We start from the raw sequence: 24,600 nt of genomic DNA on the forward strand, positions 1-24,600 counted from the left end.
CGCCAGGCGCTGCGGATTAGCAGTTGCGGCGCGCATGAACTTGTGAGCATGGTGCATGAATGGAGCGCGGCGAACTCAACGATCTCTTGGCTTTTGCGACCGTGGCTCGTGAACGCAGCTTTACCCGGGCGGCTGCCATCCTTGGCATGTCCCCTTCGGCCGTCAGTCATGCCATGCGCGGCCTGGAGGAACGGCTTGGGGTGCGGCTGCTGGCGCGCACGACGCGAAGCGTCGCGCCAACTGAAGCGGGCGAACGGCTGTTGCAGTCTCTGGGCCCTGCGCTTTTGGACATTGAACACGGACTGGAAGCCTTGTCGGAATGGCGCGACAATCCCTCCGGTTCCGTGCGGATCACCACCTTCGCATACGCGGCCAGGATGGTCCTGCTCCCGAAGCTGCCGGGTTTCCTCCTGGCCCACCCGGACATTCGCGTGGAGGTCAACATCGCCGACGGATTGACGGACATCGTTTCTGCCGGCTTCGATGCCGGCATTCGATTGGGCGACGCCGTGGCCAAGGACATGGTCGCCGTCAGGCTCGGGCCGGACTTGCGCACCGTCGTCGTCGGGACGCCGGAATACTTCGAGCGCTGCCCGCCGCCTGTCACGCCCTATGATCTCGAGCGACATGCCTGCATCGGCTATCGGCTGACGACCTCGGGCGGGCTCCTGCCCTGGGAGTTCGAGAAATCGGGCAAGGAAATCAAGATCTACACCACCGGGCCGCTTGTCGCCAACGACAGCGACCTGCCAGCAGCCGCAATCCGTGCCGGAGTTGGCCTCGGATACATCATGGAGCACGATGTGGCCGGAGAGATCGCGTCGGGCGCCCTCGTCCAGGTCTTGGCAGACTGGTGTCCGACCTTTGCCGGCTTCCACCTGTTCCATCCGAGCCGGCGTCAGTCGCCGCCGGCACTTCGAGCGCTGATTGCGGCGCTGAAGTCGCCCTGACGACGATCGAACGGCAGTGCTCAGGTCATCTCTCTGCCGAATTCGCGTTGCGAATGCGGGTCCAGCGGTGATCGTGACTGCCGAGATATCCATCCTTTCGGAAGGTTCCAGCACCGAGGCGTGAGATTGTGCTCAGGGCAGGGCAGCAGACAGCACGGGGGCAAGTGCCTCAGCCGCAGTCACCTCCACCAGGGTCGCGCCCGCGTCATTGGAAATCACGACGCTCTTCACCGTAAACCGGTGGCCTGCGGTAAGGCAGTCGGCGGCCATTGCGCGCAGTCCTATGGTCGCTTCCTCAATCGCCTGGTGCAGGTTTTCGAGTTCCACGCCCTCGAGATCGACAACCAGATCGTGCTGCTCTCTCACGTGCATCCTAAATGTTGGCACAAGACACACCTTTTCATTTCCTGTGCTGCGACGAACCTTTCACCGGAGCAATAGTTCCGGCAAACCGCCATGTCATTTGAGGGCGACATCTCTGTTCTTGAGGCGTACTGTCTCTCATCGTCGACATGTGCCACGGGCGTCGACGGCAGGGAGATGACCTCTCGCCCCATGCCATGGAGGCGAACGATGCATCCGCACTCAGCCCGTGATTTCCCGCACATCCTCTGCCCTGACGATCTGGCGACAATGGCTCAGGCCTACCTTCAGGCCATGGTGGAAATGGACGGGAAGGATGTCGATCCCGAAGCGGTCGCCAGAATGATCCTCAGGTTTTATCGCTGGGGTCTCGTCGACCGCCACAAGCTGGCCGCCCTGTCTGCCCTCGCCGTAGCCCCGCAAGCATCGGACAAAGCGGCCAACTAGCAAACCGCAAGGCCAGCCACAGCCGCTCCTCCTCCTTTCGACCCCGCCCCCATGACTGAGATCTGCCCCGGATCCGCAAGGGGGTCGAAGCCGCAATGGGAGGTTGCCAGGCAGGTCGGACACGCAAGCGCACTCAAAGCCGACTGGACGGCGCTGCTCCTCGCCTGTGACCGTCCGGTGCCCTGTGCGCGTGCCATCTTGCGCATCGTTCGGATTTACAGGCGGCAGCCGTAGAACCACAAACGAATGGAGCGTCCCTCCAGGTGCGCGGCATGATATTGCTCTTCACGATTCGGCAACATCATCGGCTACGTCATGCAGATTTCCCCTCCGACACGCGAGCTACACGCCTTCACGGACGGCTCTTTCGATGCAACGTCCGGATCGGGAGGATGGGGCTTCGTCGGCTTCGAAGGCGGCCTGCCTGTCCATCGCGAACACGCCAGCAGCAACGGCCGGTCGAACAACTCCCTCGAGCTGAAAGCCGTGGTTCAGGCTCTCGCCTGGCTTGCAGCATCTTGGCCTGGACGAGCATCCATCCTCTGGACGGATTCCCGTCATGTCGTCGAGGGTTGTCATGCGTGGAGAATGATATGGCGCAACAACGGCTGGAAGCGGATCGATCCGAACCCGCGCGCGAGGCGCCGCCAGATCCCCGACGCCACGCTCTGGCAAACGCTTGACCTCCTGCTCGACCAGAACCCGAACGTGACGGTCGCATGGTGCAAGGGGCATTCCGGCGTCGGCGGCAACGAAGACGCCGACAGCTTGGCGAGGAGCCACGTCACAGGCGTGGGATCTCGGTTGCCCCGATGACGATTTCCTCCTGCTGCAGCAGAGCCTCCAACTTGGCGTCCACGCGGCGGTCAACGAAGATGAGATGCTTGGCTGACGGGTGGGCATCGCGAGGTGCTCTGCAAACGATGCAATGTGCCGTCACCGGACGAGGGGCCTAAGCGGCGACGGCTGCTCCTCAACAGCCATTGCCTGCATCCGGAGACGTTCCCGAAGGATTCCGTCTGCGGTGCCCGCGGCAGCTTCACCTGACGTTTCAGCAAAGCGGGAGGGCGCGGCCCCAACGAGCTGACTGGCAGAATGAACCGGCCCAGGGGGCTCCAAGCGGAGGGTCCAAGCCCAGTCCACCATGTCAGCAGCTCGTCAATGTGTGCCGGTCAGGCCGTATCGACCTTGGCTGCGCCGGTCTTCCACAGAGAGAAGCCAACGCCGGCAGCAAGGATCAGGAAGGTTACGGCCAGCGACCATTCTGGCGGGAACTTCTCCCAACCTAGGGCATCGGCAACGAAGATCTTCGAACCGATGAACACCAGCAAGACCGAAAGCGCGTATTTCAGGTATGCGAAGCGGTGCAGGATCGCGTCCAGCGCGAAGTAAAGAGCGCGAAGTCCAAGGATGGCAAAGATATTCGACGTATACACGAGATATGGATCGGTCGTGATGGTGAACACGGCCGGTACAGAGTCGACGGCAAAGACCAGATCCGCGATTTCGATCATGATCAAGGCCAGCAACAGCGGAGTGGCGAAACGTCTCACCTTTCCCGTGACCGGATCTCGCTTTTTCACGAAGAAGTCGTGGCCATGCAGTTCATCCGTTACGTTCATTCGGCGCTTGATGAGGCGGAGCAGGCCGTTATCCTCGATCTTGTGCTCCTTGTCCGCCATGAACAGCATCTTGATGCCCGTCACGATCAGGAAGCCGGCGAAGATGTAGAGGACCCAATGATACTGTTCAACGATCGTCGCACCCAAAGCGATCATCATGCCGCGTAGCAGGATGACGCCGAGGATTCCCCAGAACAGGACGCGGTGTTGATACTGACGCGGCACCGCAAAGAAGGCAAAGATGAGAGCGATGACGAAGATGTTGTCCATCGCCAGCGTCTTCTCCACGACGAAGGCGGTCAGATACTGGGCGGTTGCTGTCGTTCCCATCTGCCAATAGATGAAGGCGGCGAAAGAGAGACCTAGCGCAATGTACATTGCCGAGAGCTTCAAGCTCTCTGCAACGCCGATTTCGTGATCGTCCTTGTGGAGCACGCCGAGATCGAAGGCGAGCAGTGCCGCGACGACAAGCATGAAGGCAAGCCACATCCATAGCGGCTGGCCCAGGAAGAGAAAGAGAAGAATTTCCAAGTGTTGACCTCTGTTGCATCACCAACTCGATGCAAAGCGCGCGCACATGGTCTCGCAAGAGGTCCGGTCCGGGCTTGACATCGAGCTTGCTCGATGCGGTCCGACATCACGAGGAAAATCCAACGTCAGAGGGGCCCGGTCCGCAGTTCGACATATGCAGATTTCGAAACTGCTTTCAAGGGCGCGCTGATGACATTCTTGGCATCCGTCCAGGTAGGCAGCCACCTCTGGCCGTTCCAAGGCGCGGTGCCACGGAGACAGAAAGCATATTCTGCCGTCGGCCAGAGGCCCGTGCCGCACCTGGAGTTTTCACAACGACGGCAAAATACGTCTTGCGCCACTGAACCCGACGTCCGAGAAGCGATCCGACCATTTCTGACCTACCGGGCAGCGGGCTGAGGTCGTTGGTCCGATCTCCTGGTGGCTTGAACGCTGACCATCCTCGTGACCTTCGAGTACCTCCTGTTTCTGCTGCGAGCCAGCAACGACGGCGAGGGCGCCAGTCTCTGCTTGCGCGTCCTTGCGTGTTGCTGCTCGTGGGGGTCCTCGTGCTGCTTCTCACTTTCGGGAGCTCAGAGTCACCTGCCACCGTCTACGGAGGCTCCGTCACCGGAGCCATGGCGGTGACGACGCTGATGACATCCAGGACCAAGCTCCGTCTGGGTTGGAGAGCATCAATCGCAAGCGCAGTCTTGTGACGCGCCGTGGCGGCCTCAGCGACAGTCTGCACGCCTGCTCGCTCCACACCCACGCCCCGGGGCCGCTGCCTGCTGCACATCGGCGCGCCGCACGTTGCAGGACATCTGGTCAATGTCGGGACCTGACCGCGACCCTCGGCAGAAAGGCGAAGACTGCTGCCGCGACGACGGACAGGAACCGGTTACCCGGACATATCGGTTTGCGCCATCCGAGGAGTGCCGGTTCTGAACCTTGGAATAGACACGGCACCTGCGATGACTATTCTGTCGGATTTGACGTCGCGCATCATCGCCTGGGGAGGATTGGTCTATGGACCGGATGAAGGACAAGGTCGTGTTGGTTTTCGGTGCCGGGTCCGTGGGGCCGGGGTGGGGGAATGGAAACGCGGCAGCGGTTGCCTATGCTCGGGAAGGTGCGAGCGTCATCTGCGTCGACATCAGCCGTGATGCGGCAGAGGCCACATTGGAGATGGTCGTTGCCGAGGGCGGCACGGGACTTGCTGTTGCCGCGGACGTGACCAAGGGAGACGAGGTCCGTTCGGCTGTCGAGCGAACTGTGGAGGCGTACCGTCGCATCGACGTCCTCCACAACAATGTCGGCATCAACCTTCCAGGAGGCGGCGCCGATGCAACAGAGGAAAGCTGGAGGCGGGTGCTTGATGTCAACCTCACCAGTGCCTTCCTGACGTGCCGGACAGTGCTTCCCGTGATGGAACGACAGGGCAAGGGGGCCATCATCAACATCTCTTCGCTCGCCGCGATCCGCTGGACGGGCTATCCCTATATCTCCTATTATGCCTCGAAGGCCGGGCTCAATCATTTTACCCGTGCGATCGCCATCGAGTTTGCTGCCAAGGGTATTCGCGCCAACACCATCATGCCGGGCCTGATGGACACGCCGCACATTCAAAAACAGATCAGCGGTTACTATGGCTCTCCCGAAGAAATGAAGGCAAGGCGGGACGCACTGTCGCCGATGAAGCGGCAGGGCGATGGTTGGGACGTCGCCTGGGCTTCGGTGTTTCTGGCCTCGGACGAAGCGAAGTTCATCACCGGCATCGAGCTGCCGATCGATGGCGGCATGCACGTCACTGTGAGCGGAAGCCTGGGGTCCTGATCCGACCACTCTTCGACGAACATCCGAGCGCTGTCATTCCACAAGGTGGAACAGTCTGTCCTGAAGCACCAGCGACAGGTCAATAATTGCTTGCCACCGGCACTTATCCCGTCTTAACTGCTCAACGCAGGAACGAAGGGTGACGGTCCACCATGTGGATCGAAGGCGGCAGGAGGAGCCGTCGGGAGAGGTCAGGGTCTCGTGCCCTGGGTGTTGAGGAGCGCCCGATCTCGCCGATGTCCGCTTGCTTTCCAAGCCGCAGTGCCATTGAGGAGGTGGATGCGTGGGGGGCATTGAGAAGGCAGCAGGCAGCGACGCCGACGAGTTTCTGCTCGGTGGGCTGGAGACGCTCGACCCGCCGCGAACCTCGTCCCCCTGGATGCGGCCGGTCGAGGCAGCGGCGGCTTTGCTGCTCGTGGTCATCATCGCCCTGTTGTTTATCGGCGTCGTGTCGCGCTACCTGTTTTCCCTCCCGATCATCTGGATCGATGAAGTCGCCTCCCTCTCTTTTCTCTGGCTGGCGATGCTGGGAGCGGCTCTTGCCATAGATCGCAGCGAGCACCTCCGCCTCACCCTGTTTGTCAATTTCCTCCCTGAACGATCCCGCCAACGCGTCGACACGCTTGCGTTGCTGCTCGTGACGCTGTTTCTCGGCGCTATGCTGCGCCCCGCCGTGGAATATGCCATGGAGGAGGTCTTCATCACCTCAGCGGCGCTGAACATCCCGATGAGCTGGCGCGCCTCGGCGCTTCCCGTGGGGATCGCCTTGATGCTGACCTTGTCTCTTTTCCACGCGCTTCGTGGCACAGGTCTTGTCACAGTCGCGGCCTGCATCGCCGTCATCGCTGTGGCGACAGCAATGCTTTGGTTGCTGATGCCTGGCTTCAAGGCGATCGGCAACTGGAACATCCCGTTCTTCCTTGTCGGGCTGGTCGCGCTCTTCCTCGTCCTCGGTGTGCCCATCGCGTTCTGCTTCGGTCTGGGAACGCTGGCTTTCCTGACGTTCAGCACATCCGTTCCGATCTTTGTGATGATCGGCCGGATCGACGAAGGCATGTCCAGCATTGTCCTGTTGTCCGTACCGATCTTCGTCTTGCTCGGCTGCATCCTCGACGCGACTGGCATGGGAAAGGCAATTGTGGAATTCCTGGCGTCGCTGCTCGGACACGTGCGCGCCGGCATGTCCTATGTGCTGCTGGGCTCGCTGTTTCTGGTCTCTGGCATCTCCGGTTCGAAAGTCTCGGACATGGCAACGGTCGCACCGGCCCTGTTTCCGGAGATGAAACGTCGAGGGCACAAGCCTCCCGAAATGATCGCCCTGCTCGCAACCGGTGCAGCCATGGCCGAGACGGTGCCCCCATCGATTGTTCTCATCGTTCTGGGATCGGCTGCAGGCGTCTCGATTGCCGGCCTGTTCACCTCTGGCTTTGCAATCGCGATGGTGCTGCTGCTGGTCCTCGCCGTCCTGGCACGCTGGAAAGCTCGTCACGAAGCCTCCGAGGGTGTTCGGCGTGCCCCGTTCGAGACCATCAAGAAAACCTTCCTGATCGCCGCGCCGGCGCTTGTGCTGCCGTTCATCATCCGCGCCGCGGTCGGCGAGGGCATCGCAACGGCCACGGAAGTCTCGACGATCGCCGTCCTCTACGCGCTTGTCATTGGCATGGTGCTGTACGGCGGGATCGGCGCCGGTCGTCTCTACGCCATGCTCGTCGAAACTGCGGCCCTGTCGGGCGCGATCCTGATGATCCTTGGCGCTGCCTCTGCCATGGCATGGGCGCTGACGCAGACGGGCTTTGCTGCCCATCTCGTGGCCGGAGTCCAGGGGCTGCCGGGGGGGTGGATGACGTTCATGGGCGTCACCATCCTGATTTTCCTTGTCTTGGGGTGTGTGCTCGAAGGTCTGCCGGCCATCGTCCTGATGGCGCCGATCATGTTTCCTGTCGCCCGCTCGCTCGGGATCCATGACGTCCACTACGCGATGGTCGTTGTCACCGCGATGAACATCGGCTTGATGACGCCGCCGATCGGCATCGGCTTCTATATTGCCTGCAAGATCGGAAACGTGCCGCCTGACCAGGCGATGCGCGCGATCTGGCCCTACATTGGTGCACTGCTGGTCGGCCTCGTCCTGATTGCTGCTGTACCGATCTTCTCGACCGCTTTCCTTTGAGAGCGACGAGGCTGCATGAGGATTGAAACAAGGGAGGAAGGTTTCATGAACGTAAAGCGCAGGACACTGATGCTGGGAGCCGCAGCGACCGGTATCGCAACGACCTTTTCTATTCGCACACGACCGGCCAACGCCGCCGAGTTTACCTATAAGTTTGCCAACAACCAGACGCTGACGCACCCGATGAACGTGCGCGCGCAGGAGGCCGTCGAGAAGATCCAGGAGGAATCCGGCGGCCGAATGGCGATCAATATCTTCCCATCCAGCCAGCTTGGTGCCGACACCGACATGTTGAGCCAGATCAGATCCGGCGGGGTCGAGATGTTCAGCCTGTCGCCGATCATCCTGTCGACCCTGGTGCCGAATTCCTCCCTCAATGGCGTCGGCTTCGCCTTCAACAGCTATGACGAAGTCTGGCCAGCGATGGACGGAGAGCTCGGTGCCTATGTGCGCGGCCAGATCGAGGAGAAGGGATTGCTGACCCTTGAGAAGATCTGGGACAACGGATTTCGTCAGATCACCTCGTCCAAGGGACCGATCGCGACGCCTGCCGACCTTGAAGGCTTCAAGATCCGGGTGCCCGTCAGTCCGCTGTGGACATCGATGTTCACCGCCTTCGGATCGGCCCCGGCAAGCATCAATTTCGCAGAAACCTACACCGCATTGCAGACTGGTGTCGTGGACGGCCAGGAAAACCCACTGGCGATTATTTCCACCGCCAAGCTGTTTGAGGTCCAGCAGTACGTGTCGATGACCAACCACATGTGGGACGGCTTCTGGATTCTCCTCAACCGGCGCGCCTGGCAATCGCTGCCGGAGGATCTCCAGGACATCGTATCGAAGCATTTCAATGCGGCAGCCGAGCTGCAGCGCAAGGACGTGATGGACCTGAACGCCACCGTGCAAAGCGAACTGGAGAGCAAGGGAATGACGTTCAACAACCCCGACTCCAAGGCGTTCCAGGACAAGCTCAGAAGTGCCGGCTTTTATGCCGACTGGAAGAGCAAGTATGGTGAGGAGGCCTGGGCCATCCTGGAGAAGGCTGTCGGCAAGCAACTGAGCTGAACAGCCTGCGGAAGCGACAGATGGGCGGATTTCTACCAAGTATAGAGGTTCAGGGCGTCGCTTCCGCGTCCGGCGCGCGCGCCGTTGAACGTGCACTGGGCGTGATGGCGGTGGTCGCAAAAGGCGGCGGCACCGGCATCTCCCTGGCCGATGTCGTTCGCGACACTGGCCTCAACAAGCCCACAGCCCGGCGATTGCTGATCGCCTTGATCCGCTCGCGGCTTGTCGAGCAGGATGATGCAACCCGCAGGTACCATCTTGGCCCTGAACTCTACGTGCTGGGAATGCTGGCCGCGCCCCGGCACGGGCTTCTGGACATGGCGACGGAAAGCCTGCAGCGGCTTTCCAGAATCTCGGGCGACACCAGTTTCGTGTCGATGCGCCGAGGCGACTACGCGGTATGCCTGCACCGGCAGGAGGGAAACCACCCGGTAAGGACACACGCGTTGCTGGCCGGTGACCAAAACCCGCTCGGCGTCGGCGCCGGATCGCTGGCCATGCTTGCCGCACTCGCCGATGACGAGGCAGGCGCCGTCTTGCAGCGTGTTGAAGACACGATCTGTGCCCAGTACCGTGGCTACACCTCCGAGATCCTCCGGCTGGATATTCAGCAGGCCAGGGAACGCGGCTACGCTCTCAATCCGGGCCGGGTCATTGCAAGCTCCTGGGGGATCGGGATGCCGATCCTGCTGCCCAATGGCCGGCTTGCCGGTGCTCTCTCGATTGCGGCGATCGACAGCCGCATGACGCAGCCGCGGCAGCAAGAGCTCGCCGCTCTTCTAAGCGAGGAAGTAACCCGCATCCAGGCGAAACTTCAGCGTCTTTTCAAAGACCATGCATCCGATGCCGGGACCGTCCAGCATAAAGTGTCATTGAAGGCCGACGTGCCAGCATAGCCAAAGGAGATCAGCAGTGACCACAGCGCAAATTGTCGGTTGGGCTCATTCCAAATTCGGGAAATCGGACGCGCCCACGACGCGCGAATTGATGGCGCAAGTCATCCATCCGGCGCTTGACCATGCGGGCATAGAACCGCAGGACGTGGACGGCATCTTTGTCGGCGTGTTCAACAACGGCTTCACCAAGCAGGACTTCCAGGGCGCACTGGTTGCGATGGCCGCGGAAGGGTTCGATCACACCCCGGCCGTCAGGATGGAGAACGCCTGCGCCACAGGCTCCGCAGCGATCTATTCGGCACTCGACTTCATCGCATCCGGACGCGGCCGGATCGCGCTGGTGGTCGGCGCCGAGAAGATGACGAACTTGCCCAGCAAGGAGACAGGAGACGTTCTCCTGTCGGCGTGCTTCCGCGAGGAAGAGGCCGATGTCGAGGGCGGTTTTGCAGGTCTCTTCGGACGCATCGCCAGCCATTACTTCCAGCGCTACGGCGACCGGTCCGAAGAACTGGCCATGATTGCCGCCAAGAACCACGCCAATGGAATGGCCAACCCCTACGCCCACATGCAGCGCGACTTCTCCTTCGAATTCTGCAATACCGTCTCTGAGAAAAACCCCTATGTTGCAGCCCCTTTGCGCCGGACAGACTGCTCCTTGGTCTCCGATGGTGCCGCAGCCCTGGTGCTTGCCCACCCAGATGTGGCCGCTGGGATGGCGCGGGCGGTTGCCTTCCGGGCCCACTCGCATGTCAACGACATCCTCGCCCTGTCGCGCCGGGATCCCGTCGCCTTCGATGGAGCGCGGATGGCCTGGACGAAATCGCTGGATGCAGCCGGCTTCAAGCTTGATGATCTCGACTTCGTCGAAACCCATGATTGCTTCACGATCGCGGAACTGATCGAGTACGAGGCCATGGGGTTGGCGGAGCCGGGCGAGGGCCACCGGGTGATCCGCGAAGGGACGACGACGATGGGCGGCAAGCTGCCGGTCAATCCTTCCGGCGGGCTGAAATCCAAGGGGCACCCGGTTGGCGCGACAGGTGTCTCCATGCACGTCATGGCGGCGATGCAGCTTTGCGGGGAGGCTGGCGAGATGCAGGTGCAGCAAGCGTCAAAAGCCGGGGTCTTCAACATGGGCGGGGCGGCTGTCGCCAACTATGTCTCCATTCTGGAGCGGGTGAAATGAGCGCACCCCTCTCAGGTGACACGAAACCTCCCGCTGCACCCGTCGGTGGACTTTCCCCCCGTTCTACCCGGGTGATGAACCTGGCGCGGTTTCTCACCCAGGCGATGCGGCGCAATCCACTGGGCGTTGCACTCGTTTGGGGCGATTTCAACTGGACATGGACGCACCTGGAAGCGCGCGTCGACGCCATGGCCGTCGCGCTGCAGCAGCGCTATGGCGTGCAGAAAGGCGACCGCATTCTGGTTCAGTCGCAAAACTGCAACCAGATGTTTGAAACCATGTTTGCCTGTTTCCGCATCGGCGCTGTCTGGGTCCCCACCAACTTTCGCCAAACCCCGGAAGAAGTCGCCTATCTTGCCAAGGCAAGCGGTGCGACAGGGATGATCGCCAATGCTTCCTTTCCAGACCATGCAGCCGCAGTCACCCGGACAAACCCGCAAATTGCCTTCGTCATCGCGATCGGCGCGGCAGATTTCGGGGCATCCTACGAACAGCTCGTGGAAGACCACGCCGGATCACAACCGCTTGAAGCCGCCGTCGACCGCGATGATCCGTGCTGGTTCTTTTTCACATCGGGCACCACGGGCCGGCCAAAAGCCGCGGTCCTGACGCACGGGCAGATGGCCTATGTGGTCAACAACCATCTGTGCGACCTGATGCCCGGTCTCAGCTCCGATGACGCCTCTCTCGTGGTGGCGCCCCTGTCTCATGGGGCGGGCGTACATCAACTGACGCAGGTGGCCAGAGGCGTGACCACCGTGCTGCTGCCGAGCGAGAAATTCGATATCGAGGCTGCCTGGGCGCTTGTGGAAAAGTGGCGGGTTTCCACGATGTTCACGGTGCCGACAATCCTGAAGATGCTGGTTGAGCACCCGTCGGTGGATGCCCATGATCACGCCTCGCTGCGCTATGTGATATACGCGGGCGCCCCGATGTACCGCGAGGACCAGAAACGGGCGCTACAGGTCCTGGGGCCTGTGCTGGTGCAGTATTTTGGGCTCGGTGAAGTGACGGGTGCCATCACCGTCCTGCCGCCTGCACTGCATACGCGCGAAGATGGCGATCATGCCAGAATCGGGACCTGCGGATTCGAGCGCACCGGCATGCAGGTGTCGATCCAGAACGATGCGGGCGAGGAGGTCGGTGCAAACCAGACAGGCGAAATCTGCTGCACCGGACCGGCAGTCTTTGCAGGCTATTACCAGAACGACGAAGCCAACCAAAAGGCCTTCCGCAATGGCTGGTTCCGGACCGGCGACCTTGGTCATGTCGATGCGCAAGGCTTCCTCTACATCACTGGGCGCGCGTCGGACATGTATATTTCGGGGGGGTCCAATGTCTACCCGCGCGAGATCGAGGAAAAGATCCTCAGCCATCCGGGGATTACGGAGGTGGCGGTGCTGGGGATGCCAGATCCGCTTTGGGGCGAGGTGGGGGTCGCTGTTTGCGTCGCAAAGCTTGCGGTGACGGAAGCCGAGCTGCTCGCCTTTCTCGACGGCAAGATGGCGCGCTACAAGCTGCCCAGGCGCATCGTGTTCTGGGATGCTTTGCCGAAGTCCGCCTACGGAAAGATCACCAAGAAGATGATCCGCGAGGAACTGCAGCGACGCGGGGATCTGGCGCGACAGCAGGGTAACGAAGAAACCGCGCCATTCGGCACGCTGGCGCATCCGGGGCCAAGGCATCCGGTTCGGCGCGAGGTGGTCCAGACGCCACTGACGCCCGTCGGCGGGCAGTTGCAGCCGGGCGAAACAGTCATGGCGGGAGTGGCCAGGATCTTCGCCGAGGCGGGCTGCCGCGCCGGTGTCGTGACCCTTGATGGCGGCACCTGCGCACCATTCCGTTACGTCCTGCCGGCATTATCGCACGACCCCGAACACGCCGCATGGTACAGTGCCACGCTGGCGCCGGAAGCCGGTGCCCGATTCGTCGCCGCAACGGCAACGTTCGGTGAAAGGGATGGTGCTGCTTTCCTCCATTGCCACGGGCTTTGGGACGTCGGCGAGGGCCGGCCACGGATGGGGCATGTTCTTCCGTTCGACAGCATCGTCGTCGAGCCGGTGACGGTTCGTGGCCACGGAAGCCTATCTGCGATCTGGCAGTCGGTCCTGGACATCGAGACAAACTTCACCTTGTTCTCGGCGCAAGGGGATGGCTGTCGAGGAGACGGCGTTTACCTGCGTGTGCGACCGGATGAGGATGTCTGCACGGCTGTCGAACAGACCTGCGTCGAATTCGGCATCGAAAAGGCCCGCATCCATGGCCTTGGAAGCATCTACATGCCTGTTTTTGAGGATGGCCGGCAGGTTCGGTGCATCGCGACCGAGGTTGTTATCCAAGATGGTGTCGTCGTGGCGGGACCACACGGTGTCCGTGCGCTTGTTGACGCCGCAGTGGTCGATGTGGACGGAGAGGTTTACACGGGGCGTCTCAAGAAAGGTCAAAATCCCGTCGGCGTGACGTTCGAACTCCTGGTGCGAAACCTCGCAGGCAGCCCGCTGCCCTGACGTCGAGGCAACAGATGGACGCGCACGACTGCTGCAACGCGGGAGGCCGAAGGCCGCCGACACAGCGTCACCGCCGTCTACGGAGCGGGCGGGTGGTCATTTTTCGACGGACTGAAGCAGCCGTTTGGCTTGCCTGAGGTGCGGCGCATCGATCATGCGACCGTGGAAGCCAAGCGCGCCCTGATCTGGATTGGCTGTGAATGCGTTGACGATGGCCTGTGCCTCGGCCAGTTCCTCTGCTGTGGCAGTGAAGGCTTCATTGATGACGCAAACCTGTGTCGGATGCACCGCCATCATGCCGGTGAAGCCGTCTCTTCGGGCGCGTGCCGCATAGTCTGAAGCCCCTTTCAGATCGCCAAAAGCCGGATAGATTGTGTCGATGGCTTCGACGCCGGCGGCATGGGCCGCAAACAGCGTCAGCGATCGCACCATCTCGTAGGGCGGCGTAAGACGCCCATCCGGCTCGCGCGCACTCCTGGCGCCGATGGCAGCGGGAAGGTCTTCCGCGCCCCAGGTGAGGCCGAGGATCAGGTTGCCGACAGCGCGGTAGCTGCCGATCTCGAAGATCGCCGACGGCGTTTCCGTCGCGATCGGCAAGATCGGGATGCCGGGCGCTCTTGCTGACAAGGCCTGAACGCTTGCGGCACCCTCTGCCTTGGGCAAAACGAGCGCGTCAGGTCCTGCGGCGACAACCGCCGCGAGATCGCCGTCAAGCAGACCGCTGTCGAGCGCATTGACGCGAACGAAAAGCTTGGCCTGGCGTTTGGCCGAGCGCAGAAACGCAGCGGTCATCTCCCGCGCCATTGGCTTGCTTTGCAAGGCCACAGCGTCCTCCAGATCGATGATCAACGCGTCGGCCCCGCGCTGGAGCGCCGTCTTCATCCGCTCCGGCCGGTCGCCGGGCACGAACAGCAGCGAGCGCAGCCTCATGGTGACCTCCGGAGCACGAGGGCCGTGCGCAGGCACTGGCAGGCAATGTCGCCGCGCTGGTTGAAGAGTTCATGGCGGAAGGTGACGATGCCGGCCGTTGGCCTTGACCGGCTTTCCCTCAAACCGACAATTTCGGTTTCGGCACGCATGGTGTCGCCGATAAAGACCGGCCTGGGCATGACGAGTTTGTCATAGCCGAGATTGGCGATCAGCGTGCCGAGCGTGGTGTCGCTGACGGAAAGTCCGACCATCAGCGAAAAGGTGAACGTGCCGACAACGAGGAGCTGGCCAAATTCACTTGCCTTGGCCGCCTCGACATCGAGATGCAAAGGCTGCGGGTTGTGGGTCATGGTCGTGAAGATCAGGTTGTCGGTTTCCGTCACCGTGCGACGGATCTCGTGGGCGACCCGATCTCCGACGGTCCAGTCCTCGAAAAGGCGTCCGACCATCATTCGTCTCCTTCGATGTGCACCAGGAGAGCACCGTCCTCCACCTGCGTGCCGGGGCTTGCCCGCAGTTGTGCGACGACACCGTCAAAGGGCGCCTTGAGCGACTGTTCCATCTTCATCGCCTCAAGGACGACGAGCGTTTGGCCGCGGGTGATGCGGTCGCCTGGCGACACTGAGACAGCCACGATCGTTCCCGACATCGGCGCCACGACCGATCCGTCCAGGCGTCCCTGACTGGCCTCGGCATGGTCGGTCCGGCAACGTGCAAATGGCCATGCCGCGCCATCTTGGAAGATGACGCCCTTGACGCCGCCGCCACCTCCTTGCCGGTGGCGGTCGAGGTTGACGAGATAGGGCCGGTCGCAAACAGCCAGGTTCACCTGCCTTGACGCATCTGCGTTGAGGCGAAAGCCTGAAAGCGCCATCCACGGGTCTTGCCCGGAGGCGGCGACAAGGGACGCGGCGGCAGCCTGCAGCACGCGATCATCGGGCTCCGCGGACGGCACGAGATCGGCGAGATGATCATCGATGAAACCAGTGGTGACTGCTCCGGCCAAGAACGCCGGGTGCCGCAGTGTCTTTGCCAAGAATGCCGCATTGGTGATCACCGGCCAGACCTCGATTCCCGCCGCCACGATCGCCAGCTTCCTTGCAGCCTGTTGCCGGCTTGCGGCGTGGCTAATCAGCTTGGCAATCATCGGGTCGTAATGGCTCGTGACCTGATCCCCCTCCTCGACACCGCTATCGACGCGCACGCCAGGCGGTATGCGAATATGCTCCAGGCGACCTGCGGAGGGCGAAAAGCCGGTGGCGGGGTTTTCGGCATAAAGTCGCGCCTCGATGGCGCAGCCTGTCATCGACAATTCGTCTTGCGCAAGAGGCAGGGGTTCGCCCGAGGCGATGCGCAGCTGCCATTCCACAAGATCCTGTCCGGTCACCGCCTCGGTGACGGGATGCTCGACCTGGAGCCGCGTGTTCATCTCCATGAACCAGACCCGGTCGGCCCGCAGCCCCTCGCAAGCATCGGCGATGAATTCCACCGTGCCGGCCCCGACATATGCGATCGCTTGCGCGGCCCGGACGGCGGCAAGACAGATGGCGCTGCGCGTCGCCTCATCCATGCCCGGCGCCGGCGCCTCCTCAATCACTTTCTGGTGGCGGCGTTGCAGCGAGCAGTCGCGCTCGAAAAGGTGGACGACATTGCCGCGGCTGTCGCCGAAGACCTGAACCTCGATGTGGCGCGGCGACAGGATGAATCTCTCGATCAACACACGATCGTCACCGAAGGACGAGGCTGCTTCGCGCCGACAGCTTGCCAGTGCCGCGGGAAAGTCGGCAGCCGCGTCGACCCGACGCATGCCCTTGCCGCCGCCGCCGGCGACGGCCTTGATCAGCACCGGATAGCCGATCGCGTCGCCTTCTCGTTGCAGGCGGACCGGATCCTGATCGGCACCAAGATAGCCGGGCGTGACCGCGACGTGGGCGGCAATCATCCGCTCCTTGGCGGCGTGTTTGAGGCCCATGGAGCGGATCGACGAGGGTGGTGCGCCAACCCAGATCAATCCCGCCTCGATGACGGCTTCGGCAAATTCAGCGTTTTCCGACAGAAAGCCATAGCCGGGATGAACCGCCTGCGCGCCCGTCTGCCGTGCCGCCTGCAGAAGCCGGTCGGGTCGAAGATAGCTGTCACGCGCCGGCGCACTGCCGATGCGAACGGCATCATCGGCCTCGCGCACGAATGGCATGGCGGCATCGGCGTCGGAATAGACTGCGATCGTGCGGATGCCGAGCCGTCGTGCGGTGCGCATGATCCGGCGGGCGATTTCTCCCCGATTGGCGATCAGCAGGCTCTCAATCATTACCCCCTCCTGCGCTACATCCGAAACAGGCCGAACTGCGCGCGCTCTGGAACCGGCGCGTTCAGGGTCGTGGCAAAGGCGAGACCCAAGGCATCACGGGTCTGGATGGGATCGATAACACCATCGTCCCACAGGCGCGCCGTCGCATAATAAGGATTGCCCTCATCCTCGTATTTTTGCCGGATCGGCGCCATGAACGCTTCCGCCTCAGCCAGGCTCCAGCTCTCGGCGTCGCGGTGGACGGAGGCCAGAACTGCCGCCGCCTGTTCGCCACCCATGACGGAAATCCGGGCATTGGGCCAGGAAAACAGAAAGCGCGGCTGATAGGCGCGACCGCACATGCCATAGTTTCCGGCTCCGAAACTGCCGCCGATCATCACCGTGACTTTGGGAACCGACGCAGTCGCGACCGCCGTCACCAGTTTTGCGCCGTGCTTGGCGATGCCTTCAGCTTCGTATTTGCCGCCGACCATGAACCCGGAAATGTTTTGCAGGAACAAGAGCGGAATGCGGCGCTGACACGCCAGCTGAATGAAATGCGCCCCCTTCAACGCGCTTTGCGAAAACAGCACGCCGTTGTTGGCAAGAATGGCCACCGGAATGCCCCATATGTGCGCAAAGCCGCACACCAGGCTCGATCCATACAGCGGCTTGAACTCCTGAAACGCGGAGCCGTCGACAAGTCGTGCGATCACCTCCCGCACCTCATACGGAATGCGCACATCCTGCGGTATGATGCCGTAGATGTCGGCCGGATCAAGCAGCGGAGGCCTCGGCGCAGCCATCTCGATACCCGCGGCCGTCGGCCGGGGGAGGGTGGCCATGATGTCGCCGACGATCATCAGCGCATGTTCGTCGTTTTCTGCGACATGATCGACGACCCCCGACCTGCGTCCATGGGTTTCGGCGCCCCCCAATTCCTCTGCGGAGATCACCTCGCCGGTCGCCGCCTTCACCAGGGGCGGTCCGCCGAGGAAGATCGTGCCCTGATTGCGCACGATGACCGTCTCGTCCGACATTGCCGGAACATAGGCGCCGCCAGCGGTGCAACTTCCCATGACGCAGGCGATCTGGGCAATGCCCGCTGCCGACATCTGTGCCTGGTTATAGAAGATCCGGCCGAAATGATCCCGGTCGGCGAAGACCTCAGCCTGATGCGGCAGGTTGGCGCCGCCTGAATCCACCAGATAGATGCACGGCAGACGGTTCTCCCAGGCAATCTCCTGCGCCCGTAGGTGCTTCTTCACCGTCATCGGGAAGTAGGCGCCCCCTTTCACCGTGGCGTCGTGGGCGACGATCATGCACTGGCGATCAGACACGCGCCCGATGCCGGTGATGATGCCCGCACCGGGCGCTTGTCCACCATACATTCCCTCCGCCGCAAGCTGTCCGACTTCCAGGAATGGGGCACCGGGATCGAGGAGCCGCTGGACCCTGTCGCGCGGCAGGAGCTTGCCGCGCGACTGATGGCGCTCGCGGTGACTTTGCGATCCTCCGCGCGCAGCCGTCTCCACTTTCGAGCGCAACGCTTCGCACAGCGTGCGATTGTGCGCCGCATTGGCCTTGAAGACATCGCCGTTGCGGTCAAGCATGGTACGGATCGGGGGCATCAGCCGTGGCCTCCCGCGCCGATCACTTCACGGCCGATCAACATCCGGCGCACCTCGTTGGTGCCCGCGCCGATGTCGAGCAGCTTGGCGTCGCGCCAAAGCCGCTCCACCGGCCAATCCTTCGTGTAGCCGGCGCCGCCGAGGGCCTGGATCGCCTGTTCGGCCACCCTTACGGCGCACTCAGAGGCATAGAGTATCGCGCCGGCGGCATCCTGCCGGGTCGTCTTGCCGGCATCGCAGGCCCGCGCCACCTGGTAGACATAGGCGCGGGCTGAATTCAGCGCCACCACCATGTCGGCCACTTTCGCCTGTATCAGCTGAAAACTGCCGATCGGCCTGCCGAACTGTTGCCGCTCTCGCACATAAGGCACGACCACATCCAGGCAGGCCTGCATGATACCAAGCTGGATGCCCGACAGCACCACACGCTCGTAGTCAAGGCCGGACATCAAAATCTGGACACCGCCATGCAGCCCGCCCAGCACGTTTTCCTCCGGCACAAAGCAATTGTCGAAGACGAGCTCGGCGGTCGGAGAACCGCGCATGCCGACCTTGTCGATCGTTTGTCCGATTGCAAAGCCGTCAAAGTCCTTCTCGACGAGGAAGGCGGTGATCCCTTTCGAACCCGCCTCGGCCGCCGTCTTGGCGTAGACGACCAGCGTTTGCGCATAGGGCGCATTGGTGATCCAGAACTTGGTGCCGTTCAGCCGGAATCCGCCACCGACGCTGTCGGCGCGCAGACGCATGGAGATGACGTCGGATCCGGCGCCCGTCTCCGACATTGCCAGGCTGCCGACATGGTCCCCCGAAATGAGGCGGGGAAGGTAGCGGATCTTCTGGTCGGTCGAGCCCCAGCGCGCGATCTGGTTGATGCACAGGTTGGAATGGGCTCCGTAGGACAGGCCAACGGAGGCTGACGCATGGCTGATCTCTTGGCAGGCGACGACATGATCGAGGTAGCCTAGTCCCAACCCGCCATCCTCTTGCGCAACAGTGATGCCATGCAGCCCCAGAGCGCCCATGGCCGGCCAAAGCTCGATCGGGAAACGATCGTTGGCATCGATTTCAGCGGCGATCGGTGCGATGCGCTCGCGCGCGAAGCGCTGTGCGGCGTCGCCGACGGCCACCGCCGTCTCACTCAATCCGAAATCCGGGTCTGTCATTCGCCGTTCCTTCCCAACAGCTAGCTGCAAAAGCCCCTCGAAGATCAAAGGTGCAGAGCCTGCCCCATCGCCCGCAGCGCAGCTTCCTGGACGGCCTCGCTTCGTGTCGGATGCGCATGGATCGTGCCTGCGATGTCCTCCAGCCGTGCACCCATCTCGATTGCCAGTGCGAAAGCAGCCGTAAGCTCCGATACGCCCGCGCCGACGGCCTGCAACCCCAGCACCAGATGGGAATCGGCACGCGCCACGACCCGCACGAAACCCTCCTCGTCATGCATTGTCATCGCCCTTCCGTTCGCGGCGAAGGGAAAATGCCCGACCTTCACCTCGATCCCCTGACTGCGGGCATCATCGGGGGAAAGACCGGCACTGATGATTTCCGGGTCGGTGAAGCAAATCGAGGGAATGCAGCGGCTATCCCACCCGCGGTTTCGCCCTGCGACGATTTCGGCCACCATTTCTCCCTGCGCCATGGCCCGATGGGCCAGCATCGGTTCGCCGGTGACGTCGCCGATGGCATAGACGCCGCGCATCGATGTCCGGCAGCGATCATCGATCTGCAAAAAGGGACCGGCGCGGTCGAGATCGAGGTCTTCCAGCCCGAACCCGGTCACCTGCGGCTGCCTGCCGACAGTGACGAGGATACGGTCCGCCGGCAGTTCCTGCCGTACCCCCCTTTCCTCCACCACCAGCGCCTCGCCCCGGGGGGAGAGCCCGATCGCCTTGGACGTGGTCATGACCTTGATGCCGCGTTCGCTCACTCTGCGCATGACGGGCTGGACCAGTTCGCTGTCATAGGCCGGCAGGACCTGCGCCATCGCCTCGACCACAGTGACCTGGCTGCCCAGTTTGGCATATGCCGTACCGAGTTCCAGCCCGATGTAGCCACCACCGACGACTACCAGCTTGTTCGGCAGCTGCGTCAGCGAAAGCGCCTGGGCCGACGACAACACCGGCCCGCCAAACGGCAATGCGGCAAGCTCGACCGGCTCAGAGCCGGTCGCGATGACCACGCTTTCCGCGCGAATGATCTGCAGCCCGGTTTCGGTTTCGACCTCCACCGTCTTGCCGTCGCGAAAACGCGCCTTGCCATGGATGATCTTCACCCGTGCCTTCTGCAGGAGACTGGACACACCGCTGCTGAGCCGCGCGACGATGCCGTCCTTCCAGGCGGTGGTGATGCCAAGATCAATGGTCGCATTCGCAGCGCGGATCCCCAGATCGCCTTTGCCCGACGCCATACGCTTGAGGGCGTCAAACTCACCCGCGGCGTGGATCAGTGCCTTGGATGGAATGCAGCCGACCGTCAGGCAGGTTCCGCCTGGCCTTCCCGCGTCGACGATCACCGTGTCGATACCAAGCTGGCCGGCCCGGATGGCGCAGACATAGCCTCCGGGTCCGGCGCCGATCACAAGCAGTGTGCAGGAGATGTCTTTCATGGGTCAGCCTTCAATGAAGATCAGGGCGGGCGTTTCCAGCAGCGTTCGCAGGCGCTGAACGAAGGTCGCGGCATCCCAGCCATCAATGATCCGGTGGTCGAAGCTCGACGAGAGGTTCATCATCTTGCGAGGAACGAACTGAGTTCCATCCCAGATCGGGCGGATGGCAATCTTGTTGACCGCAACGACTGCGACCTCCGGGTGATTGATGACCGGGGTCGAGACGATCCCGCCGAGCCCACCCAGCGAACTGATAGTGATGGTCGAGCCGCCAAGCTCGTCACGGGTGGCTGTGCCTGACCGCGCCGCCTCCGCCAGCCGGCTTATCTCGACTGCGCAATCGAAGATGCTGCGCGCCTCGGCATGTCTGACCACCGGCACGGTGAGCCCGGCAGGCGTCTGGGTGGCGATGCCGATGTGGACGGCACTGAAACGGGTAAGGCGACCTGCCTCGGTGTCGAACGTCGCGTTGATCTGCGGGTGCTCGGCAACAGCCTTGACGAGCGCCCGCATCAAAAACGGCAACAGGGTGAGCTTGGGATGGTCGGGTTTGCGATCGCGGTTCATCGTCGCCCGCAGGTCCTCCAGGGCGGTTACGTCGACTTCCTCCACATAGGTGATATGGGGGATGCGCGCGCTGGCCAGCACCATTTTTTCCGCGATGCGGCGACGAAGCCCGGTAAGCTTGACTGCTTCCTGAGCCGTGTTGATCGCCAGGGGCTGCCGCGCGGACGTGGCATCTGTTGCGGCCGCAAGGTAGTGTTCGACATCTTCCCGCAGGATGCGGCCCGCCGGGCCGCTTGCACGCACCTGCCGGAGATCAACGCCGTTGTTTCGCGCAAACAGTCGGACAGAGGGTGCAGCCAAGGGCTTGCCGGGGGCGGCAGGCGGCAGGCGGGCCGGGGAGAGGGCGGGCGGTGATAAGCGAGCGCAGGCCGCCGGCTCTTTGGGCGTTTCGGCAGCTGTCATGCTGTCGACCGGCGCGCCCTTTTCCTGCGGCGCATCCGGCGACACCGGCGTGTCATCAATGCCGCTTGTCTCGATGCGCATCAGCGGCGCCTTCACCGACAGCGTGTCACCCACCTCACCGGCAAGCCAGACGACGGTTCCGCTGACGGGGGAGGGGATTTCCACGGTAGCCTTGTCGGTCATCACCGCCGCAACCGCCATATCCTCGCGCACCGGATCGCCCACCGCGACCAGCCACTCCACCAGCTCGGCCTCGGCGACACCTTCTCCCACGTCCGGCATCTTGATCGTGAACTCGCCCATGCTCAGGCCTCCAGAACCTCGATCAGCGCACGACCGACCCGCGCCGGACCAGGAAAATAGTCCCACTCCTGGGCATGCGGGTAGGGCGTGTCCCATCCGGCGACGCGCATGACCGGCGCTTCCAGATGGTAGAAACAGAATTCCTGCACCAGGGCCGCGATCTCTGCGCCAAATCCCGAGGTCAGCGTTGCCTCGTGCACGACAACGCAGCGCCCCGTCTTGGAAACCGATGTGACGATGGCGTCGAGATCGAGCGGCATGAGGCTGCGAAGGTCGATGACTTCAGCGTCGATGCCCGTGTCGGCTACAGCCGCCAGGGCCACGTGAACCATCGTGCCATAGGCGACCACTGTCGCGGCCGTGCCGGGGCGGCGAACGTCCGCCTTGCCGATCGGGATGGCGTAGTAGCCATCCGGGACCTCACCGAGATCATGTTTCGACCATGCCGTCACCGGGCGCTCGTGATGGCCGTCGAAAGGTCCGTTGTAGAGCCGCTTTGGCTCCAGGAAGATCACCGGATCAGGGTCTTCAATCGCCGCAATGAGCAGCCCCTTGGCGTCGTAGGGGTTGGAGGGCACGACGACCTTCAGGCCGCAGACGTGGGTAAACAGCGCCTCGGGGCTCTGGCTATGGGTCTGACCGCCAAAAATGCCACCACCGGTTGGCATGCGCACCACGATCGGGCAGGTGAAGTCACCATTGGATCGATAGCGGATACGGGCGGCTTCCTGCGTCAGCTGATCGTAGGCGGGGTACATGTAGTCGGCGAACTGGATCTCGACACAGGGTCTTAGCCCATAGGCAGCCATGCCGATCGCGGCGCCGACGATGCCCGACTCGCTGATGGGCGTATCAAAGCAGCGCGTCTTGCCATACTTTGCCTGCAGCCCCTGTGTGCAGCGGAAGACGCCGCCGAAATAACCCACATCCTCCCCGAAAACGACCACGTCGTCATCGCGACCCATGGCAATGTCCATGGCGCTGCGGATCGCTTCGATCATCGTCATTCTGGCCATTCAATAACCAGCCTTCTGTCGTTGGCGACGTAGGTGTGGTGGCATCTGCGCGTAAACGCCCTCGAAGATGTCGCGCACCGACGGTCTGCCGCCGGCATGCATCGTTCCATGTTCCTCCGCCTTGCGCTGGGCGGCGATGACATCGTCCATGATTTCCGCCTCAGCCTGCACATGACGTGCCTCAGACCACAGCCCCCGCAGGATCAGATGCTTCTTGAGCCTCAGCACCGGGTCGCCCAGCGGCCATGCCTCGGACTCGGCCTTTGGCCTGTAGGCACTCGGATCGTCGGAGGTGGAATGGGCGCCGACGCGATAGGTGACATATTCGATCAATGTCGGCCCGAGATTGCGCCGCGCCCGTTCCGCTGCCCAGCAGGCGACGGCATGGACCGCCAGGTAATCATTGCCGTCAACCCGCAGCGCGGGAATGCCAAAGCCCAGCCCGCGAGCGGCGAAGGTGCCCGAGCCACCGCGCGCAATTCCCTGGAACGTCGAAATCGCCCACTGGTTGTTGACCACGTTGAGGATCACCGGCGCCCGGTACGTGGAGGCAAACACCAGCGCCGAATGAAAATCCGACTCGGCCGTGGAGCCATCGCCGATCCAGGCAGCGGCGATGCGGGTGTCATTCTTGATCGCCGAAGCCATGGCCCAGCCGACCGCCTGGACATACTGGGTGGCGAGATTGCCGGAAATCGTAAAGAAGCCGTGCTCCTTCGACGAATACATGATCGGCAGCTGCCGGCCGCGCAAAGGGTCGCTCTCGTTGGAGTAGATCTGGTTCATCATCTCGACCATCGGATAATCGTCGGCGATCAACAGGCCGGCCTGTCGATAGGTCGGGAAATTCATGTCCCCCTTGGCCAGCGCCTTTCGAAATGCGCAACTGACAGCTTCTTCCCCAAGGTGCTGCATGTAGAACGACGTCTTGCCCTGTCGCTGCGCCATCAGCATGCGCGCGTCGAAGGCGCGCAGCGTCATCATGTGACGCAAGCCCTCCCTCAGATCCTGGTCGGGAAGCAGGCCCGCCCACGGGCCGACCGCCTCACCCTCCCGGTTGAGAACCCGGATGATGGAATAGGCGAGATCGCGAATATCCTGCGCTTCTGCGTCCACCGCTGGACGCGTCACGGCGCCGGCCTTGGCGATGGTAACATTGGAAAAATCAGGCTGTCCGCCCGGCCGCACGGCCGGCTCGGGGACATGCAAGCTCAATGGAGCCGTATCCACGATCACTTCCTCCCTGTTGACCCTGCTCCTCTCCCCAGAAGCAGATCAATGGACAAGGATGGTAGTCCTGGCGACAATGG

General features: G+C 62.5%; 19 protein-coding genes and 1 pseudogene. 9 read left to right on the top strand and 11 right to left on the bottom strand.

What is annotated here, in order from left to right:
- Positions 1 to 59: 59 nt before the first annotated feature.
- The gene (locus tag EO99_RS0116660; protein WP_029619747.1) at positions 60 to 950 is read left to right on the top strand and encodes a LysR family transcriptional regulator; all 891 of its coding nucleotides are present in this window, start codon (positions 60 to 62) and stop codon (positions 948 to 950) included.
- 132 nt (positions 951 to 1,082) lie between these two features.
- On the opposite strand, the gene EO99_RS0116665 is transcribed toward EO99_RS0116660, so the two are convergent.
- A complete protein-coding gene (locus EO99_RS0116665) occupies positions 1,083 to 1,316 on the bottom strand; it encodes a DUF6894 family protein (RefSeq protein ID WP_156034860.1) in 234 nt (77 codons plus the stop codon).
- 207 nt (positions 1,317 to 1,523) lie between these two features.
- Between EO99_RS0116665 and EO99_RS0116670 the strand changes: the two genes are divergently transcribed.
- Positions 1,524 to 1,760, top strand: coding sequence for a hypothetical protein (locus tag EO99_RS0116670; protein WP_156034862.1), 237 nt, complete (start codon positions 1,524 to 1,526; stop codon positions 1,758 to 1,760).
- Positions 1,761 to 2,075: 315 nt separating this feature from the next.
- Entirely contained in the window at positions 2,076 to 2,576 is a 501-nt protein-coding gene (locus EO99_RS0116675) for a ribonuclease H family protein (protein WP_029619750.1), read from the top strand.
- Between the two features lie 356 nt (positions 2,577 to 2,932).
- Here the strand turns inward: EO99_RS0116675 and EO99_RS0116680 are convergent, their stop codons facing one another.
- On the bottom strand, positions 2,933 to 3,871 hold the full coding sequence (locus tag EO99_RS0116680; protein ID WP_210165087.1) for a TerC family protein: 939 nt from the start codon (positions 3,869 to 3,871) through the stop codon (positions 2,933 to 2,935).
- Between the two features lie 1,050 nt (positions 3,872 to 4,921).
- On the opposite strand from EO99_RS0116680, the gene EO99_RS0116690 reads away from it, so the two are divergent.
- From EO99_RS0116690 to EO99_RS28260, 6 genes and pseudogenes are all read left to right on the top strand, one after another.
- Positions 4,922 to 5,728 (top strand): SDR family NAD(P)-dependent oxidoreductase, encoded by an 807-nt coding sequence (locus EO99_RS0116690; protein ID WP_029619753.1) that lies wholly within the window; start codon positions 4,922 to 4,924, stop codon positions 5,726 to 5,728.
- 292 nt (positions 5,729 to 6,020) lie between these two features.
- Positions 6,021 to 7,898 (top strand): TRAP transporter large permease subunit, encoded by a 1,878-nt coding sequence (locus EO99_RS0116695; RefSeq protein WP_029619754.1) that lies wholly within the window; start codon positions 6,021 to 6,023, stop codon positions 7,896 to 7,898.
- Positions 7,899 to 7,943: 45 nt separating this feature from the next.
- Positions 7,944 to 8,963 (top strand): TRAP transporter substrate-binding protein, encoded by a 1,020-nt coding sequence (locus EO99_RS0116700; protein ID WP_029619755.1) that lies wholly within the window; start codon positions 7,944 to 7,946, stop codon positions 8,961 to 8,963.
- A gap of 20 nt (positions 8,964 to 8,983) precedes the next feature.
- Positions 8,984 to 9,859, top strand: a complete 876-nt coding sequence (locus tag EO99_RS0116705; RefSeq protein ID WP_051679915.1) for an IclR family transcriptional regulator — start codon at positions 8,984 to 8,986, stop codon at positions 9,857 to 9,859.
- A 16-nt stretch (positions 9,860 to 9,875) separates the two neighbouring features.
- Complete coding sequence (locus tag EO99_RS0116710; RefSeq protein WP_029619757.1) at positions 9,876 to 11,045, top strand: acetyl-CoA acetyltransferase; 1,170 nt, start codon at positions 9,876 to 9,878, stop codon at positions 11,043 to 11,045.
- A pseudogene (locus EO99_RS28260) lies at positions 11,042 to 12,664 on the top strand (acyl-CoA synthetase); the annotation flags it as partial. The gene EO99_RS0116710 and the pseudogene EO99_RS28260, both read left to right, overlap by 4 nt.
- 984 nt (positions 12,665 to 13,648) lie before the next feature.
- On the opposite strand, the gene EO99_RS0116720 reads toward EO99_RS28260, so the two are convergent.
- From EO99_RS0116720 to EO99_RS0116760, 9 genes are read right to left on the bottom strand one after another with little or no spacing between them, the layout of a single operon-like run.
- A complete protein-coding gene (locus EO99_RS0116720) occupies positions 13,649 to 14,482 on the bottom strand; it encodes an HpcH/HpaI aldolase/citrate lyase family protein (protein ID WP_029619759.1) in 834 nt (277 codons plus the stop codon).
- Positions 14,479 to 14,931, bottom strand: coding sequence for a MaoC family dehydratase (locus EO99_RS0116725; RefSeq protein WP_029619760.1), 453 nt, complete (start codon positions 14,929 to 14,931; stop codon positions 14,479 to 14,481). Before EO99_RS0116725 ends, EO99_RS0116720 begins: the two co-directional genes overlap by 4 nt.
- Positions 14,931 to 16,790 carry an acetyl/propionyl/methylcrotonyl-CoA carboxylase subunit alpha gene (locus EO99_RS0116730; protein WP_029619761.1) on the bottom strand — a complete coding sequence of 620 codons (1,860 nt, stop codon included), beginning with the start codon at positions 16,788 to 16,790 and terminating at the stop codon, positions 14,931 to 14,933. The genes EO99_RS0116725 and EO99_RS0116730 overlap by 1 nt, the downstream gene beginning before the upstream one ends.
- A gap of 14 nt (positions 16,791 to 16,804) precedes the next feature.
- On the bottom strand, positions 16,805 to 18,400 hold the full coding sequence (locus tag EO99_RS0116735) for a carboxyl transferase domain-containing protein (RefSeq protein ID WP_029619762.1): 1,596 nt from the start codon (positions 18,398 to 18,400) through the stop codon (positions 16,805 to 16,807).
- On the bottom strand, positions 18,400 to 19,563 hold the full coding sequence (locus tag EO99_RS0116740) for an acyl-CoA dehydrogenase family protein (protein ID WP_029619763.1): 1,164 nt from the start codon (positions 19,561 to 19,563) through the stop codon (positions 18,400 to 18,402). The genes EO99_RS0116735 and EO99_RS0116740 overlap by 1 nt, the downstream gene beginning before the upstream one ends.
- 44 nt (positions 19,564 to 19,607) lie before the next feature.
- Positions 19,608 to 21,002 carry a dihydrolipoyl dehydrogenase gene (gene lpdA / locus EO99_RS0116745; protein ID WP_029619764.1) on the bottom strand — a complete coding sequence of 465 codons (1,395 nt, stop codon included), beginning with the start codon at positions 21,000 to 21,002 and terminating at the stop codon, positions 19,608 to 19,610.
- Between the two features lie 3 nt (positions 21,003 to 21,005).
- Positions 21,006 to 22,274, bottom strand: a complete 1,269-nt coding sequence (locus tag EO99_RS0116750; protein ID WP_029619765.1) for a dihydrolipoamide acetyltransferase family protein — start codon at positions 22,272 to 22,274, stop codon at positions 21,006 to 21,008.
- Positions 22,275 to 22,276: 2 nt separating this feature from the next.
- Entirely contained in the window at positions 22,277 to 23,290 is a 1,014-nt protein-coding gene (locus tag EO99_RS0116755) for an alpha-ketoacid dehydrogenase subunit beta (protein WP_029619766.1), read from the bottom strand.
- Positions 23,291 to 24,523: a thiamine pyrophosphate-dependent enzyme gene (locus EO99_RS0116760; RefSeq protein WP_029619767.1), complete on the bottom strand. Its 1,233-nt coding sequence runs from the start codon at positions 24,521 to 24,523 to the stop codon at positions 23,291 to 23,293.
- Between the last annotated feature and the right edge of the window lie 77 nt (positions 24,524 to 24,600).

Source organism: Pseudorhizobium marinum, from assembly GCF_000705355.1.
GTDB lineage: Bacteria > Pseudomonadota > Alphaproteobacteria > Rhizobiales > Rhizobiaceae > Neorhizobium > Neorhizobium pelagicum.

What these genes read in the sequence shown, in the direction of transcription:
- EO99_RS0116680 (WP_210165087.1), bottom strand. Translation starts at nt 3,871, where the DNA reads ATGTGGCTTGCCTTCATGCTTGTCGTCGCGGCACTGCTCGCCTTCGAT.
- EO99_RS0116730 (WP_029619761.1), bottom strand. Translation starts at nt 16,790, where the DNA reads ATGATTGAGAGCCTGCTGATCGCCAATCGGGGAGAAATCGCCCGCCGG.
- EO99_RS0116720 (WP_029619759.1), bottom strand. Translation starts at nt 14,482, where the DNA reads ATGAGGCTGCGCTCGCTGCTGTTCGTGCCCGGCGACCGGCCGGAGCGG.
- EO99_RS0116740 (WP_029619763.1), bottom strand. Translation starts at nt 19,563, where the DNA reads ATGACAGACCCGGATTTCGGATTGAGTGAGACGGCGGTGGCCGTCGGC.
- EO99_RS0116690 (WP_029619753.1), top strand. Translation starts at nt 4,922, where the DNA reads ATGGACCGGATGAAGGACAAGGTCGTGTTGGTTTTCGGTGCCGGGTCC.
- EO99_RS0116660 (WP_029619747.1), top strand. Translation starts at nt 60, where the DNA reads ATGGAGCGCGGCGAACTCAACGATCTCTTGGCTTTTGCGACCGTGGCT.
- EO99_RS0116705 (WP_051679915.1), top strand. Translation starts at nt 8,984, where the DNA reads ATGGGCGGATTTCTACCAAGTATAGAGGTTCAGGGCGTCGCTTCCGCG.
- EO99_RS0116725 (WP_029619760.1), bottom strand. Translation starts at nt 14,931, where the DNA reads ATGGTCGGACGCCTTTTCGAGGACTGGACCGTCGGAGATCGGGTCGCC.
- lpdA (WP_029619764.1), bottom strand. Translation starts at nt 21,002, where the DNA reads ATGAAAGACATCTCCTGCACACTGCTTGTGATCGGCGCCGGACCCGGA.
- EO99_RS0116675 (WP_029619750.1), top strand. Translation starts at nt 2,076, where the DNA reads ATGCAGATTTCCCCTCCGACACGCGAGCTACACGCCTTCACGGACGGC.
- EO99_RS0116735 (WP_029619762.1), bottom strand. Translation starts at nt 18,400, where the DNA reads ATGCCCCCGATCCGTACCATGCTTGACCGCAACGGCGATGTCTTCAAG.
- EO99_RS0116700 (WP_029619755.1), top strand. Translation starts at nt 7,944, where the DNA reads ATGAACGTAAAGCGCAGGACACTGATGCTGGGAGCCGCAGCGACCGGT.
- EO99_RS0116670 (WP_156034862.1), top strand. Translation starts at nt 1,524, where the DNA reads ATGCATCCGCACTCAGCCCGTGATTTCCCGCACATCCTCTGCCCTGAC.
- EO99_RS0116755 (WP_029619766.1), bottom strand. Translation starts at nt 23,290, where the DNA reads ATGGCCAGAATGACGATGATCGAAGCGATCCGCAGCGCCATGGACATT.
- EO99_RS0116750 (WP_029619765.1), bottom strand. Translation starts at nt 22,274, where the DNA reads ATGGGCGAGTTCACGATCAAGATGCCGGACGTGGGAGAAGGTGTCGCC.